Annotated in this window: 14 protein-coding genes; 6 read left to right on the top strand and 8 right to left on the bottom strand. The window is 67.0% G+C overall.

The features are described from left to right. The first annotated feature begins 91 nt into the window (after nucleotides 1–91). Nucleotides 92–454 (top strand): DUF1127 domain-containing protein, encoded by a 363-nt coding sequence (locus BLQ70_RS04225; RefSeq protein WP_061964908.1) that lies wholly within the window; start codon nucleotides 92–94, stop codon nucleotides 452–454. Between the two features lie 86 nt (nucleotides 455–540). Here BLQ70_RS04225 and BLQ70_RS04220 read toward each other — a convergent pair whose 3' ends face one another. The 3 genes from BLQ70_RS04220 to BLQ70_RS04210 are packed head-to-tail and all read right to left on the bottom strand — an operon-like array spanning nucleotide 541 to nucleotide 4,736. Then, nucleotides 541–1,434 (bottom strand): DUF937 domain-containing protein, encoded by an 894-nt coding sequence (locus BLQ70_RS04220; RefSeq protein WP_091855908.1) that lies wholly within the window; start codon nucleotides 1,432–1,434, stop codon nucleotides 541–543. A 36-nt stretch (nucleotides 1,435–1,470) separates the two neighbouring features. Continuing rightward, entirely contained in the window at nucleotides 1,471–2,874 is a 1,404-nt protein-coding gene (locus tag BLQ70_RS04215) for an MATE family efflux transporter (RefSeq protein WP_091855907.1), read from the bottom strand. After that, a complete protein-coding gene (locus tag BLQ70_RS04210; protein ID WP_091855906.1) occupies nucleotides 2,871–4,736 on the bottom strand; it encodes a monovalent cation:proton antiporter-2 (CPA2) family protein in 1,866 nt (621 codons plus the stop codon). Before BLQ70_RS04210 ends, BLQ70_RS04215 begins: the two co-directional genes overlap by 4 nt. A gap of 202 nt (nucleotides 4,737–4,938) precedes the next feature. On the opposite strand from BLQ70_RS04210, the gene ispH reads away from it, so the two are divergent. The 3 genes from ispH to rnhA are packed head-to-tail and all read left to right on the top strand — an operon-like array spanning nucleotide 4,939 to nucleotide 7,347. Next, the gene (gene ispH, locus BLQ70_RS04205) at nucleotides 4,939–5,910 is read left to right on the top strand and encodes a 4-hydroxy-3-methylbut-2-enyl diphosphate reductase (RefSeq protein WP_142114923.1); all 972 of its coding nucleotides are present in this window, start codon (nucleotides 4,939–4,941) and stop codon (nucleotides 5,908–5,910) included. Between the two features lie 22 nt (nucleotides 5,911–5,932). Next, nucleotides 5,933–6,898 (top strand): homoserine kinase, encoded by a 966-nt coding sequence (locus BLQ70_RS04200; protein ID WP_091855904.1) that lies wholly within the window; start codon nucleotides 5,933–5,935, stop codon nucleotides 6,896–6,898. Next, complete coding sequence (gene rnhA / locus BLQ70_RS04195; RefSeq protein ID WP_142114924.1) at nucleotides 6,895–7,347, top strand: ribonuclease HI; 453 nt, start codon at nucleotides 6,895–6,897, stop codon at nucleotides 7,345–7,347. Before BLQ70_RS04200 ends, rnhA begins: the two co-directional genes overlap by 4 nt. A 3-nt stretch (nucleotides 7,348–7,350) precedes the next feature. Here rnhA and BLQ70_RS04190 read toward each other — a convergent pair whose 3' ends face one another. After that, nucleotides 7,351–7,800 (bottom strand): GNAT family N-acetyltransferase, encoded by a 450-nt coding sequence (locus BLQ70_RS04190; RefSeq protein ID WP_091855902.1) that lies wholly within the window; start codon nucleotides 7,798–7,800, stop codon nucleotides 7,351–7,353. Nucleotides 7,801–7,873: 73 nt separating this feature from the next. Beyond that, nucleotides 7,874–8,104: a hypothetical protein gene (locus tag BLQ70_RS04185; RefSeq protein WP_091855901.1), complete on the bottom strand. Its 231-nt coding sequence runs from the start codon at nucleotides 8,102–8,104 to the stop codon at nucleotides 7,874–7,876. Nucleotides 8,105–8,226: 122 nt separating this feature from the next. On the opposite strand from BLQ70_RS04185, the gene BLQ70_RS04180 reads away from it, so the two are divergent. Further along, the gene (locus BLQ70_RS04180) at nucleotides 8,227–8,652 is read left to right on the top strand and encodes a DUF6678 family protein (RefSeq protein ID WP_091855900.1); all 426 of its coding nucleotides are present in this window, start codon (nucleotides 8,227–8,229) and stop codon (nucleotides 8,650–8,652) included. A gap of 105 nt (nucleotides 8,653–8,757) precedes the next feature. Here BLQ70_RS04180 and BLQ70_RS04175 read toward each other — a convergent pair whose 3' ends face one another. Together BLQ70_RS04175 and BLQ70_RS04170 are read right to left on the bottom strand one after the other, a co-directional pair. Beyond that, the gene (locus BLQ70_RS04175) at nucleotides 8,758–9,243 is read right to left on the bottom strand and encodes a peroxiredoxin (protein WP_091855899.1); all 486 of its coding nucleotides are present in this window, start codon (nucleotides 9,241–9,243) and stop codon (nucleotides 8,758–8,760) included. Nucleotides 9,244–9,296: 53 nt separating this feature from the next. Continuing rightward, the gene (locus BLQ70_RS04170; protein WP_170843303.1) at nucleotides 9,297–10,160 is read right to left on the bottom strand and encodes a protein-disulfide reductase DsbD domain-containing protein; all 864 of its coding nucleotides are present in this window, start codon (nucleotides 10,158–10,160) and stop codon (nucleotides 9,297–9,299) included. Nucleotides 10,161–10,412: 252 nt separating this feature from the next. Here BLQ70_RS04170 and BLQ70_RS04165 point away from each other — a divergent pair, with 252 nt between their 5' ends. Beyond that, on the top strand, nucleotides 10,413–11,033 hold the full coding sequence (locus BLQ70_RS04165; RefSeq protein ID WP_061964880.1) for a YqgE/AlgH family protein: 621 nt from the start codon (nucleotides 10,413–10,415) through the stop codon (nucleotides 11,031–11,033). 115 nt (nucleotides 11,034–11,148) lie between these two features. Here the strand turns inward: BLQ70_RS04165 and BLQ70_RS04160 are convergent, their stop codons facing one another. Then, nucleotides 11,149–14,019: an EAL domain-containing protein gene (locus tag BLQ70_RS04160; RefSeq protein ID WP_091856169.1), complete on the bottom strand. Its 2,871-nt coding sequence runs from the start codon at nucleotides 14,017–14,019 to the stop codon at nucleotides 11,149–11,151. Between the last annotated feature and the right edge of the window lie 122 nt (nucleotides 14,020–14,141).

The raw sequence follows: 14,141 nt of genomic DNA, 5'->3' as shown, positions 1-14,141 counted from the left end.
GTCTGGGTGCTCTCCGAAGTTCCCTGTCAATGGCGCGTCCGGGCAGGGGGAGAAACTCAGATCAACGTTCCGCACCGCCAAGGAGGCTGTCATGCTGCTCATGACCATCACCGCGAAGTCGCTCTCGACCGTTTCGGCCGGCGTCACGCGTGTTGCCACCATCGGGTTTGCCGGGGCTGTTCAACTCGTGCGTGCGCTCGCCCATCGCCGTGAGGTGATGCGTCTTTCGGCTGAGCTCGACGAGCGTGGACTCAAGGATATCGGCCTCGTCCGCTCGGATATCGATGGCGCGCTGGCGGCATCCTGGCTGGACGATCCGTCCGCCGTGCTGGCGGAGCGCTCGCGCACGTCGTCGGATCTCGCCGCCGCACGGCGCGAGCATGCCCTGCGCCATGCCGGCTCGACGCCGATGCTGGCAAAGAAGGCCGATATTGCGGTTGCACGCTGCGCCTGACCCCTTGGCGTCAGCGTTCCTGCGGGCGGGAGCTTCGTGCTTCCGCCCTTTTTTATGTCTTCAGCAGATGAAGAGCTGAAGCCGCCTCAGCGACGGCCCTGTCCGCCGCCGAGCATGGCGTCGAGGATCGATTTCAGCGCGTTCTGATGGTCGTCCTGGATCTGGCGGCCATGCTCGAACATCTGGTTGAGCGCATCGAGACCGATCGAGCCGGGGCCGGAGGCTGAGGACGAAGGCGGGGCATCCTCGGGCTCGGGTTCCGGCGCGGGCGCACGTCGTGGCGCGCTGCGCGGAGCGGGCGCCGGTTCGGAATCGGGCTGCGGTGCCATGCCGCCGAACATGCCGCCAAGGATCTGGCCGAGCGCGCCACCGAACGGGTCGGATGGGGCGGCTTGCGGACTGGGCTGCGGCTGCTGGCCGCCGGCCTGTCCGAACATGCCCTTGAGGATCGCCTCGAACGGATTTCCGGGCATCTGCGGCTGCTGCGGCGCTGGCTGCATGCCCGGCATCTGGCCGCGCATCATCTCGGCGAACTGGCCGAGAATGCCACCCAGGCCCTCGTTGCTCGACGTCTTGGACAGGCCGCCCATCAGCATCGCGGCGATGACCGGCAGCATCTGCTTGAGGATCGCCTGCGAGACACCGCTGGTCGCGGCCGCCTGCGCAGCGATGGCCTGGCTGACCTCGCGCGAGCCGAAGAGCTGGCTCAGCACGTCGTTGCCGGCATTCTGGGCGCCGGCCGGGATGCCGTAGCCGCCGGCCTCGAAGAAGCGGGCATAGGGCGAGGCCGTCATCATCTGGGCGAGCGAGCCGAAGGCATAAGGATCTCGCGTCTGCCGCTGCAGCCCCATCGAGAAGGCTGGCAGCAGGGCGTCGAGCGCGGCCTGCGTCTGCTGCAGGCTCAAGCCATATTGCTGGGCGAGGTTCGGCAGCGCCTGCCCGCTCTGGGCCGATTGCATGATATCGAACAGGTTCATCATCGACGCTTCTCCCCGGCCGGCCTTTTGATCTCCAGCCTAGGGCGACGATAGCAGGGTGTCCTTGCCTGGCAAATCGATTGCGGCACGGCGCTCCGCGGCCTTGCGCTCCAGCCTTGTGATCCCGCGAAAGGCGAAGACCAGCGCCAGGACGCCGAAGGCCACGGCCCCCAGTGCGGAGCCCGCGAGCGCGCCCTTCGGCCCGGCGAGATGCGCGCCGAGGAACGCGAGCGGCATCGTGCCCAGGGTGGCACGGCCCCAGCTGAACAGCGTCGACAGGAACGGCATGCCGAGATTGTTGAAGGCGGCGTTGGCGACGAAGAGCATGCCGACGAAAATCCACATCGGCCCGGCGATCAGGCAGAAGAACAGCACGAGCTCTGCCGTCAGCCCCGTCGCGTGGAAGGCGGAGACGATCGCGCCGCGGAAGGCGAAGAGCAGCGCCCAGGAGACGAGCACGGAGGCGCCAGCGAAGATCGCCGCATCGCTCAGGCCCCGGCGCATCCGGTCGAAGCGCCCGGCGCCCCAGTTCTGGCCGAGGATCGGCCCGACCGCGCCCGACAGCGCGAACAGCACGCCGAAGGCGACCGGGACGAGCCGGTCCATGATCGCGAGCGCTGCGACAGCCGCATCGCCGAATCGGGCGACGACGCTGGCGAAGACCGCGTTGGCGATCGGGTTCGAGAGATTGGTCAGGATCGCCGGCCCAGCGATGGCGAAGGTCCGGGCGCCGTCCTGCCGGATGAACGAGAGGCGCGGCCGCTCGATCATGCCGTGCACGACAACGCAGCCGTGGAACCCGATGGCGCAGATGATGATCCGCGCCAGCACGATCGCGATCGCGGCGCCGTCCGGCCCGAGCCCGAAGCCGAAGATCAATAGCGGGTCGAGCCCCGCCGTGACGATGCCGCCGCCGAGCGTCACGAACATCGCCCGCCTGGCGTCGCCGATCGCCCGCAGGATGCCGGAAAGGCCCATGCCGATCGCCATCAGGACGTTCGACGGCAGCACGATATGGAGGAAGGAGAGGGCGACCGCATGCGACTGGTCGCGCGCGCCCAGCAAGCTGAGCAGCCAGGGCAGCAGCGGCAGCGCCGCGAGCGAGATGACGAGCGCCACCAGCGCCGAGAGGGCCATGGTCGAGCCCGCGATGCGCCGTGCAGCCGGTCGATCGCCCGCGCCGATGCTGCGCGAGGTCAGTGCCGTGACGGCGATCATCAGGCCGACATTCACCGAAACCATCAGATAGAGCACGATGGTGGCGAAGCCGACGCCCGCCGTCGCTTCCGGCCGTCCAAGCCAGGAGACATAGAGCAGCGAGAGCAGGTCGACGACGAAGACTGCCATCAGGCCGACCGAGCTCGTCGCGGTCATCACCGCGACATGGCGCATCAACGGACCTTCGAGGAAGACGGCCTGTGGCCGGGCCGAAGCCTGGCTCATCGTTCCGGTTCCCCAACGCCGCCGACGGCGACTTCGGCACCACCATCCTCGATGACCTGCCGCGTTTCAGGCGTAAGCGGCTTCGACTTGGCCTTGGGCGGGACGAGCGGCTCGGGCGAGACGCGCGGCACGCGGTTGATCGCGGCGGCGAGCCCCTCGTGGAACTGGATCTCCATGCGCTGCGCGTCGCGGTCGCGGACATGGTCGATCACCAGATCGGCCTCGTCGCGGGTCAGGCCCATGGTTTCCAGCGTGACGCGGCCGAAGCCGAGCGCCGATTCGAAGGTCTCGCGCATCTGGAAATCGACATTCGCCTTCATCAGCTCGATCGCGTGGATGCGGTCATAGGCCCGCACATGCAGCCGCACGCTCGGGAACTCGGCCTTGACCATCTCGACGATCCGCAGTGCCGCCTGCTTGTCGTCGACGCAGATGCAGATGACGCGAGCCTTGCCGGCGCCCGCCGCGCGCAGCACGTCGAGGCGGGTGCCGTCGCCGTAATAGATCTTGAAACCGAACTGCGCCGCCGAACGGATGCGCTCCACATCGGAATCGATCACCGTAACGTCGATATGCTGCAGCAGTAGCGCCTGCGTCACGATCTGGCCGAAGCGGCCGAAGCCGATCACCATCACCGGGCTGTCGCCGACGCCGTCATAGTCTTCATCCATCGTCGCAGGGGCGATGCGGGCCAGCAGCACGGCATCGATCAGCTTGGCGACGACGGGGCCGAGCAGCATGCTGATCGCGGCCAGCGCCGTGATCATCGCCGATTGCTGAGCGGTCAGCAGTCCGTTTGCGAGGCCGAGCGGCAGGAGCACGAAGGCGAATTCACCGGCCGGCGAGAGCAGGGCGCCGGCCCGGATCGCCTCGAGCCAGGACGAGCAGGACAGCCGCAGGATCGAGGTCACGACCGCGATCTTGAACAGCACTAGCAGCGGCGCCGCGAGCGCCAGCAGCATCCAGTTGTCGGCGACGAGCTTGAGGTCGAGCGACATGCCGACCGCCATGAAGAACAGGCCGAGCAGGACACCGCGGAAGGGCTCGATATCGGCTTCCAGCTCATGCCGGAAATGCGAGTCGGCCAGCATCACGCCCGCAAGGAAGGCGCCCATCGCCATCGAGAGCCCGACATGCTCCATCAGCAGCGCCGATCCGAGGACGATCAGCAGCGCGGCAGCCGTCATCACGTCCTTCGCGCCGGTATGGGCGAGGATGCGGAAGAACGGGTTCATCACGTAGCGTCCGGCCAGCACGATCAGGACGAGGGCGACGAGCGCGATGCCGAGGCTCGCCAGCGCCATCATCGGGCTGCCGGTCTCGTGACCGCTCGTGGTGGCGAGCAGCGGCAGCAGCGCCAGCACCGGCGCGATCGCCATGTCCTGGAACAGCAGGATCGAGAAGGTGCGCCGGCCATAGGTTTCGTTGCCGTCGCCGCGCTCCTCCAGCAATTGCAGCGCGATCGAGGTCGCGGAAAGCGCGAGCGCCACGCCGACGGCGACCGCTCCCGCAGCGGACAGGCCGAAATACCAGCCGGCGAGGCCGATGCCGCCGGCGCTGAGCGCCATCTGCGCCAGGCCGGAGCCGAGGATGTCCTTGCGCATCGAGTAGAGTCGCGAAGGCTGCAGTTCGAGGCCGACGAGGAAGAGCAGCAGCACGACGCCGATCTCGGCGGTGCCGCGGATCGCGTCGGGATCCTTGATCACGCCGAGGATCGAGGGGCCGATGACGATGCCGGCCGCGAGATAGCCGAGCACCGCCGACTGGCCGAGCTTGCGGAAGAGCGGGACGGCGATCACCGCCCCGGCGCAGAAGGTCAGGATCGGCGGGAGATAGCTGGCATGCGAGGCGACGTCGGCCATGCGGGACTCGGGGCTTTGGGAACGGGCTTGGCGGTCCGGCGCGGCGCTCGGCGTGGCGGGCCGCCACCGTATCTAGGGGTTTGCGGGCGATCCTGCGAGAGGCAATCGGCACATGACCGCCCGACCTGCGCCGCTTCGCTTCCTTGACATCGCGCCGATCGCGCCGAAAGAAGACGCGGACCGATTGGAGTTTCCTCTGCGCGTGACAAAGCCGCCGCTCGACATCCTGCTCTGCGCCCCGCGCGGCTTCTGCGCCGGGGTCGTGCGCGCCATCGACGCCGTCGAGAAGGCGCTCGCGCTGCATGGCGCGCCGGTCTATGTCCGCCACGAGATCGTTCATAACAAATACGTCGTCGAATCCCTGAAGCGGAAAGGCGCCGTCTTCGTTGCCGAACTCGACGAGGTGCCCGACGAAACGCGGCCGGTGATCTTCTCGGCCCATGGCGTCGCCAAGGCGGTGCCGGCGGCGGCGAAGGCGCGCAACCTCTTCGCCATCGACGCGACCTGTCCGCTCGTCACCAAGGTCCATCGCGAGGCCGAGGTCCATCACAAGCGCGGCCGCCATATCCTGCTCGTCGGCCATGCCGGCCACCCGGAAGTGATCGGCACGATGGGCCAGCTCCCCGAGGGCGCGATCACCCTGATCGAAACGCTGGAGGACGTCGCGACGCTTCAGGCGCCGGAAGGCCAGCCGCTTGCCTATGTCACCCAGACCACGCTTTCGGTCGACGACACCCGCGGCATCGTCGAGGCCTTGCAGGCTCGCTTTCCGGAGCTGATCGCCCCGCACAAGGAAGACATCTGCTACGCCACGACCAACCGCCAGGAGGCGGTGAAGCGCGTCGCGCCGCAGGTCGACGGGCTGATCGTCGTCGGTTCGCCCAATTCCTCGAATTCGCAGCGTCTGCGCGAGGTCGCCGAGCGTGCCGGCTGTCCGGTGGCGCGGCTCGTCCTGCGCACCGACGAGATCGACTGGTCGGTGTTCGGCCAAATCCGCAGCCTCGGCATCACCGCCGGCGCGAGCGCGCCCGAGGTGCTGGTCGAGGAGATCATCGACGCCTTCGCCGCGCGCTACGAGGTTCGTGTCGAGACCGTCTCGACCGCCGACGAGAACGTCTTCTTCCCGCTGCCGCGCGAATTGCGCGGCGAGGCGACGCCGGACGCGGCGGAATAATCTCAGCAAAAAGAGTACGATCGTGGCCGTCTATACCGAAGTGCCCGATGACGAGATGGCCGCCTTCGTGGCGCGCTACGGCATCGGCGAACTCCTCTCCGCCAAGGGCATCGCCGAGGGCGTCGAGAACTCGAACTACCTGATCCGCACCACGCAAGGGTCCTTCATCCTCACCCTCTACGAGAAGCGGGTGAACCCGGACGATCTGCCGTTCTTCCTCGGTCTGATCCAGCACCTCGCCTCGCGCGGGGTGATCTGCCCGCAGCCGGTCAGCGACAGCCGCGGCGAGATGCTCGGCCGCCTCGCCGGGCGCCCGGCCGCGATCGTCACCTTCCTCGACGGTCTTTCGGTGCGCCGGCCGACGGCCGCCCATTGCCAGGAGCTCGGCCGCGGCCTCGCTTTGCTGCATCAGGCCGGGGCCGATTTCCCGATGGAGCGGGTGAATGCGCTCTCGGTTCCGGGTTGGCGCCCGCTGGCCGAGCAGGCCGGCACTGACGCCGACAAGGTCTCGCCGGGCCTTGCACGTCGCGTCGCGGCCGAGATCGCCGTGCATGAGGCGGGCTGGCCGCAAGACCTGCCGCGTGGCGTCATCCATGCCGATCTCTTCCCCAACAACGTCTTCTTCCTCGGCGACAGGCTCTCGGGCCTGATCGACTTCTATTTCGCCTGCACCGACGCCTATGCCTATGACCTCGCGATCTGCCTGAACTCCTGGTGCTTTGAGGCCGATGGCTCGTTCAACCTGACCAAGGGCCAGGCCATGCTGGCCGGCTACGAGAGCGTGCGGGTGCTGAACGAGGCGGAGGTCGAGGCACTGCCGCAGCTCTGCCGGGGCAGTGCCTTACGCTTCCTGCTGACGCGATTGGTCGATTGGCTGAACGTGCCGGCCGGCGCGCTGGTCAAGCCGCATGATCCGCTCGAATACGACCGCAAGCTCGCCTTCCACCAGCGCGTCGCCGATGCCCGCGAATACGGGCTGAAGCGGTGAGTGCTGATACGGTCGAAGTCTGGACGGATGGCGCCTGCTCGGGCAATCCGGGTCCCGGCGGCTGGGGCGCGATCCTGACCTTCAACGGCGTCGAGAAGGAGCTTTCGGGCGGCGAGGCCCAGACCACCAATAACCGGATGGAGCTGATGGCGGCGATCGCGGCGCTGGAGGCGCTAAAGCGCCCCGTCACGGTCGCGCTGCACACCGACAGCCAGTATCTGCGTCAGGGCATCACCGGCTGGATTCACGGCTGGAAGAAGAACGGCTGGAAGACGGCCGACCGCAAGCCGGTCAAGAACGCCGAGCTCTGGCAGCGCCTCGAGGCGGCGCTCGGCCGCCACAAGATCGAGTGGAAATGGGTCAAGGGCCATGCCGGCGACGCGATGAACGAGCGCGCCGACGCGCTGGCGCGGGCCGGCATGGCGCCGTTCAAGAGCGGCGGTCGTTGAGCCTCAGCCCAGCGGCTGGCGATAGACGATGAAGCCCGACTTGTCGGCGACCTTGTCGTAGAGCGCCTGCCCCTGCAGGTTGGATTCATGTGTTTGCCAGTAGACGCGGTAGCAGTTCTTCGCCCGCGCCATCTGGTTCACGGCCCCGATCAGCTTGCGGCCGACGCCGGTGCCGCGCGATTCCGGCACGGTGAACAGGTCCTGCAGATAGCAGATCGGCTTCTCGCTCCAGGTCGTGCGGTGGATGACCCAATTGACCATTCCGAGCGCCTTGTCGCCCTCGAAGGCGAGGAAGCCGCCCATCGGCTCCTGGCCACCGGTCAGGCGCCCGAAGGTGATCGCGTCGATCTCCGGCGGCAGCGTCGCCTTGTAGAAGGTCAGGTAGCCATGCCAGAGCGGCGTCCATGCCTCCCGGTCGGTCGCGGCAAGCGGGCGAATGGTGATCTCGGCCATCGGTGTTCTCCTCCGATCCGGAAGCTAGCCGGGGCTTCGCGGCTTGTCTCATGACAAGCGCAGATCGGATCGATCAGTTGATCTGGTCTGATGCCAGGAAACGCTCGACAGCGCTGGCGCTCAAAGCCTGAGCGGGATCTTCCCTCCAAAGATCGAGAATGATGGCCGCCAAGCGGGCTCTCGCCCGCTTCTGCTGCTGGCCGCCGACAGTGTTGACGCTGTTCACCGCCATCCAAGCTGCATCGAAAGCGCCAGCCAATTTTGCCAACTCCGCAGGTTCGACAACGAAGCCTCGAAACGGCATGTCCTCTCCCCATACGCCAGAGAAGTGGAACAACTTAAGAGGCAACGCACGTCTCGCAATGTCAAAAGCTAGGTCCGCTTACGACCCGTTGCGGACATTTCTTCGGCGTGACACGGTAGCGCATGGTTACGCACTTCCGAGCTGATCTCGACCGGCTATCGTCGTTGGCCCGGCGTGAGTTTTCTCACGCTCACATGTCGGACACGAAGTGGAGAAAGCTGTTTTCGGCGATGGAAGATGCTGGTGTCGGACTCGATCAGATGATCGTGAAATTCATCGATGTGTCCGAGCCGAAGGTCATGGATTTCCCCTCGACTAACTCACTTCATCCACCCATACCGTGGGTAGACAGCCAATTCGGCCCTATTGAACTCCGCGCCATCGAGTGGCTGGATATTCCAGCCGTTGCCCTATTCCCGCGGCCAAACAATGTCCCGGCCCGCGAAATTGCTCAGGACATCGCGGCGGCGGAAGCTGTCCTTCGGCATCTCAACTGCAATTTCGTAGCCTTGCCCACCGGACTAAGGGTTGTCGGCTATAGCCGATAAGGTCCGCTTGCGACCCTTTGCAGACATTTACCCTATCCGGCCAGCCAAGAAAAAGCCCGCGCAGCGGACTGCGCGGGCTCCAAATGTCTTTCCGTGCCCTCAGGCTCAGAGCTTCTCGAGCATCGCCGCGGCGCCGGAGGCTTCCGCCTTGCCGGCGGCTTCCTCGACGCTGAGTTCCTTCACCACGCCGTCCTCGACCAGCATCGAATAGCGCTGCGAGCGGGTGCCGAGACCGAAGCCCGAGCCGTCCATCGAGAGGCCGATCTCCTTGGCGAAATCGGCATTGCCGTCCGAGAGGAACTCGATCACGCCGGTGCCGCCGGTCGCCTTCGACCAGGCGTCCATGACGAAGACGTCGTTGGTGCTGGTCACCATGATGGCGTCGACGCCCTTCGCCTTGATCTCGGCCGCCTTCTCCAGATAGCCCGGCAGATGATTGCGGTGGCAGGTCGGGGTGAAGGCGCCGGGAACGGCGAACAGCACCACCTTCTTGCCGGCGAACAGGTCGTCGGTCGTGCGCGCGGCAGGGCCGTCGGCGGTCATGACGCGGAACGTCGCCTGTGGAAGCTTGTCACCCACCTTGATGGTCATGAGCCTGTCTCTCCGTGAAGCCTGCGGCCAACCGGGCCGCCCGGCTTGACGGATTAGGGCTTGCCGGCGGGGATGTCGAGTTCCAGCCGCGTCTCGATCGGCCGCGGCGTGCCGCGCACGGTGAAGATCAGCGGGGTCGGACCAGCCGCGCCCTTCGGCCGCTCGTCGATCCGGATCTGGGCGACGACCGTCCCGTCCGCCTGCGCCGTCAGGCGGGATTTGCCGAAGGACCACATGCCCGATCCCTCGACGAAAACGTCCTCGATGCGGCCTTCCGGCGGCGGTTGCAGCACGAGCCGCAGGCCCGGATCGACCACGCTGTCATCGGGCCCGGCCTCGATGATCGCGATCTTCTCCTTGTGGGTTCCGGGCTTGGCCGGCACCGGCACGCGCGCCTCGTAGCTTTCGAGGCGGGGCGAGGTCACCATCGTCACGCCGGGCTCGAGCCACAGGCTCGCCTCGCCCTTGGCGGGAATGCAGATTTTCTCGCAGACGGCATAGTCGAGCTTGAGCACGACCAGCACCGGCCGCGTCGGATCGACGGGCTGGACCGAGATCGGGATCACGACCTCGCCGGCATAGCCGATGGAGTAGCCTGCCGAATCCTGGAAGCGCTCCGGCACCGGCCAGCGCACGTCGAGCCCGCCGATATTGGTCGAGCCCGACCAGTCGAAAGCCGGCGGCACGCCGAACTGCCCGGGGCTGCGCCAATAGGTCTTGTAGCCCGGCGACATCGCGATCTCGACGCCGACACGCTGCTTGCCGGTCGCGGTGGTCGGGCCGGCGATCAGGCGCAGCTTCGCGTGCTCGCTCGCCGACCAGGGCGAGGTGGCGGCCTCGGTCATCGCCTCCTGGGCGCGAGCAGCGGAGCCGAGCGCCAGGGGCAGCAGGGCGAGCAGGGGAAGAATGCGGTTCACGGGTCCAGCCTTTACCGATTGCGACCCTGAAAAGCGAACAAAACCTGTCATCCTCCGCCGGTCCGTGCCCATGTGACACGTCCCGAACCTTGCGCAGGATTGGGGCACAATCGCGATAGTGCGACCGCGGACCGTCGCGATGGCACACGCGCACGCGAACGTGATCCGGGCGGCAACGCTACGGCCTGTGCGCCCTTCGACAGGGCGCGGCTGCAAGCCAAGCCTTGCCGACCCTCCCCGACAGCCTCTAGCATGCTCCCCATGAAGATCGGCTCACAATCGCGCACCGCTGGCCGCAGCTATCTCGACGGGCAATGCCTGATCGCGATGCCGGGCATGGCCGATACGCGCTTCAGCCGCAGCGTCGTCTATGTCTGCGCCCATTCCGAGGACGGGGCGATGGGCATCATCGTCAACAAACCGGCGGGCGACACGAAGTTCACCGAGTTGCTCGTCCAGCTCGACGTGATTCCCTCCGAGGAGCTGATCCGGCTGCCGAGTCGGGCCGAGCGGATGCAGGTGCTGCGTGGCGGCCCGGTCGAGACCAAGCGCGGCTTCGTCCTGCACAGCGCCGATTTCTTTCTGGAATCGGCGACCCTGCCGATCGACGAAGGCATCTGCCTGACGGCGACGCTGGACATCCTGCGCGCCATCGCCAATGGCGACGGGCCGGAGAATGCGGTGCTGGCGCTGGGCTATGCCGGCTGGGCCGCCGGCCAGCTCGAAGCCGAGATTCAGTCCAATGGCTGGCTGCATTGCGCCGCCGATCCCGAACTGCTCTTCGACGAGGGCGTCGAGACCAAGTACAGCCGGGCGCTGAACAAGATCGGCATCGACCCGGCGTTCCTGTCGCGCGAGGCCGGGCACGCCTGAGTTCCGGCGGGCCGTCATTCTCGGGCGGAGCGAAGCAAAGACCCGAGAATCTCAGGCAGGGTAGGCGCTTTTCCGTCCCGAGCTGCTCGGGTCAAGCCCGAGCATGACGCCTTGATCAAGCCGCTTCGGTCGCCGCCGCAGCCGCGGCACCCATCAGCCGGCGTGCTTCCGCCGCCGTCATCGGCTGGCCGAAGATGTAGCCCTGCGCATACTGGCAGCCGAGCTGGTAGAGCTCGATCGCATCCGACTCGCTCTCCGCGCCCTCGGCGACGACATCCATGTGGAGATCGGCGGCGAGCTGCACGATCGAGCGCAGGATCACCGGCGGGCGGCCGTTGCCCATCTGGCGCACGAAGCTCTGGTCGATCTTGATGGTGTCGAACGGGAAGCGCTGCAGATAGGACAGAGAGGAATAGCCCGTGCCGAAATCGTCGAGCGAGAGGCCGGCGCCGAGATCACGGATACGCTGAAGCATCTGCGCGGCATATTCCGGGTTCTCCATGACGAGGCTCTCGGTGATCTCCAGCTTCAGCGTGCCCGGCAGCACGCGCCGCCGGCCGAGCACGGTCTTCACGTCATGCAGCAGGTCATGGCGCAGCAATTGCCGGCTGGAGACGTTGACGCTGGCGAAGATCGGCGGATCGACCTCCAGCGCTGCCTGCCAGGCTTCGAGTTCGCGCGCGGTCTTGTCCATGACATAGACGCCGAGATCGACGATCAGCCCGGTTTCCTCGGCGATGGCGAGGAAGTCCTGCGGCATCAATCGGCCTTCGCGCGGATGGTCCCAGCGCACCAGCGCCTCGAACCCGGCGATGGTGCGGTCCTCCAGCCGGACGATCGGCTGGTACACGACCTGGATCTCACCGCGCTCGATCGCCCGGCGCAGGTCGCTTTCCAGCGCGAGCCGGTCGTTGCGGTCGGTCCGCATCGCCGGCACGAAGACCTCGATCTTGTTGCCGCCCTGACGCTTGGCATGAGCCATGGCGAGCTCGGCGTTCTTCAGCGCGTCTTCCTTGCGCGAGGCCGGCGCCGGATCGAACAGCGCAAGCCCGATCGAGGGCGTCAGCACGATCTCGCGCTCGGCATAGGTGATCGGCGTCGAGACGGCGCGGCGCACCAGCTCGGCCAAGGCCAGGATGCGCTCGGGGTCGCGCTCCGAGACGAGGATCATGGCGAAGGTGTCGCCGCCGATGCGGGCAAGCGTGTCCTGCGCGCGCAGCAGGCGGCCGAGGCGGCGCGCCAGCGTCAGCAGGATCGAATCGCCGGCCGAGAAGCCGACCGACTCGTTCACCTGCTTGAAACGGTCGACATCGATGACCAGCACGGTCGGGCGGATATTGTCGTCGGCACGGGTGAAGCCGAAGATCGCCCCCAGCCGGTCCTGGAACAGCTTGCGATTGGGCAAGCCGGTCAGATTGTCATGGACGGCGTCGTGCAGCAGCCGCTCCTGCGCGGTGCGCTGCTCGGTGACATCCGTGAGCGTCCCGATGACGCGGATGACCTCGCCGTCCGAGCCGATCACCGGGCGCGCCTTGACGTTGACCCAGTGATAGGCGCCGCTGGCGGCGCGCAGGCGCAGGTCGAGATTGAGCTTGCCGCGGCGCTGCTCCAGCACGGCATCGAGCGTGACGCGATAGCGGTCGCGGTCGGCGACGTGCATGTGCTCCAGCCAGCGCGCGGCCGAGCCTTCGAGCGAGCCCTTGGGCAGGCCGAGCAACGCCTCGATCTGCGGGGAGACGAAGACCTTGTCGGAGCTGACATCCCAGTCGAAGACGAGGTCGCCGGAGCCGGAGAGGGCAAGCGCCCGGCGCTCCGTATCCGAGACCAGACCCTGCGAGATCGCGCCGCCGGCAAAGGCATGCTGGATCACGGTGAAACCGATCAGCAGCACGATCAGGACGAGGCCGCCCAACAAGGCGGGGGCGACGAGATCACGCTGGAACTGCCCGGTCACGGTGAAGCTCGCGGCGGTGACCCAGACTGCGAGCAGGAACCAGGTCGGGATCAGCATCACCGCCCGCTCGTAGCCATGCGTCGCCAGATGCACGACGAGGATGAAGCCGATCGCCGCCACGGCCGCGATCGAGATGCGCGCGATGCCGGACGCCATCGGCGCGTCGAAGACGGCCAGGCCGATCAGCCCGGCAAGGCCGAGAATCCAGATCGCCGTGACATGGCCGTAGCGCACATGCCAGCGGGACAGGTTGAGATAGGCGAAGAGGAAGACGAGCAGCGTCGCCGCCAGCACCACCTCCGCGCCGGCGCGGTAGATTCGTTCGATCGCCGGCGTCAGCGGAAACAGGCGCTGGAAGAAGCCGAAATCGAGGCCGGCATAGGCCAGGACCGCCCAGGCCAGCGCTGCTGCGGCCGGAAAGATCACCGCGCCCTTGACCACGAAGATGATGGTGAGGAACAGCGCGAGCAGGCCGGCGATGCCGATGATGATGCCCTTGTAGAGCGTCAGCCCGTTGGTCTTCTGCCGATAGGCCTCGGCCTCGTAGAGATAGAGCTGCGGCAGGTTCGGCGATTTCAGCTCGGCGACGAACGTCACGGTCGTGCCGGGGTCGAGCGTGATCAGGAAGACATCGGCATCGGGGCTGGGCTCGCGGTCGGGTGAGAGGCCCTGGCTCGCGGTCACCGCCTCGATGCGCTTGTCGCCGAGATCGGGCCAGACCACGCCGGAGCCGATCAGCCGATGGAACGGCGCGACCAGCAGGCGGTCGATCTGCTCGTCGGAATCATTCGTCAGCGCGAAGACGATCCAGTCCGGGCGGGCGCCGGCCTCGCGGGCTTTGACGGCGATGCGCCGGACGATGCCGTCCGGCCCCGGCGCGGTGGAGATCTGGATGACGTCGCCGTCGGACTTGTTGCGCTCGACGACATGGGTGAGGTCGATCACGGGGGCATCGACGGGAACGCGGACCGCCTCGACGGCCTGGGCCGGCAGGGCAGCGGCGCAGAACCACAGGACAAGGCCGGCCAGCATGAGGCCGGCCCGGAAGACGCGCTCGGAAATGGACAAGCTGTGCTCGGTTCTCAGGCGGGAAGCGATCATTCGAAATTTAACGAAAAGCCCTATCGGCCGCTCATGGCAAGGGCAAGGCGGAG

It is taken from the genome of Allobosea robiniae (assembly GCF_900102525.1).
In the GTDB taxonomy this organism is placed as follows: domain Bacteria; phylum Pseudomonadota; class Alphaproteobacteria; order Rhizobiales; family Beijerinckiaceae; genus Allobosea; species Allobosea robiniae.
This window is presented reverse-complemented; position numbering and strand designations above follow the sequence as displayed.

Coding starts and splice junctions, on each gene's coding strand:
- BLQ70_RS04210 (WP_091855906.1), bottom strand. CDS start 4,736: ATGGCCGACGTCGCCTCGCATGCCAGCTATCTCCCGCCGATCCTGACC.
- BLQ70_RS04160 (WP_091856169.1), bottom strand. CDS start 14,019: ATGCTGGCCGGCCTTGTCCTGTGGTTCTGCGCCGCTGCCCTGCCGGCC.
- BLQ70_RS04175 (WP_091855899.1), bottom strand. CDS start 9,243: ATGACCATCAAGGTGGGTGACAAGCTTCCACAGGCGACGTTCCGCGTC.
- BLQ70_RS04225 (WP_061964908.1), top strand. CDS start 92: ATGCTGCTCATGACCATCACCGCGAAGTCGCTCTCGACCGTTTCGGCC.
- BLQ70_RS04180 (WP_091855900.1), top strand. CDS start 8,227: ATGGTTACGCACTTCCGAGCTGATCTCGACCGGCTATCGTCGTTGGCC.
- BLQ70_RS04165 (WP_061964880.1), top strand. CDS start 10,413: ATGCTCCCCATGAAGATCGGCTCACAATCGCGCACCGCTGGCCGCAGC.
- BLQ70_RS04185 (WP_091855901.1), bottom strand. CDS start 8,104: ATGCCGTTTCGAGGCTTCGTTGTCGAACCTGCGGAGTTGGCAAAATTG.
- BLQ70_RS04190 (WP_091855902.1), bottom strand. CDS start 7,800: ATGGCCGAGATCACCATTCGCCCGCTTGCCGCGACCGACCGGGAGGCA.
- BLQ70_RS04215 (WP_091855907.1), bottom strand. CDS start 2,874: ATGAGCCAGGCTTCGGCCCGGCCACAGGCCGTCTTCCTCGAAGGTCCG.
- BLQ70_RS04220 (WP_091855908.1), bottom strand. CDS start 1,434: ATGATGAACCTGTTCGATATCATGCAATCGGCCCAGAGCGGGCAGGCG.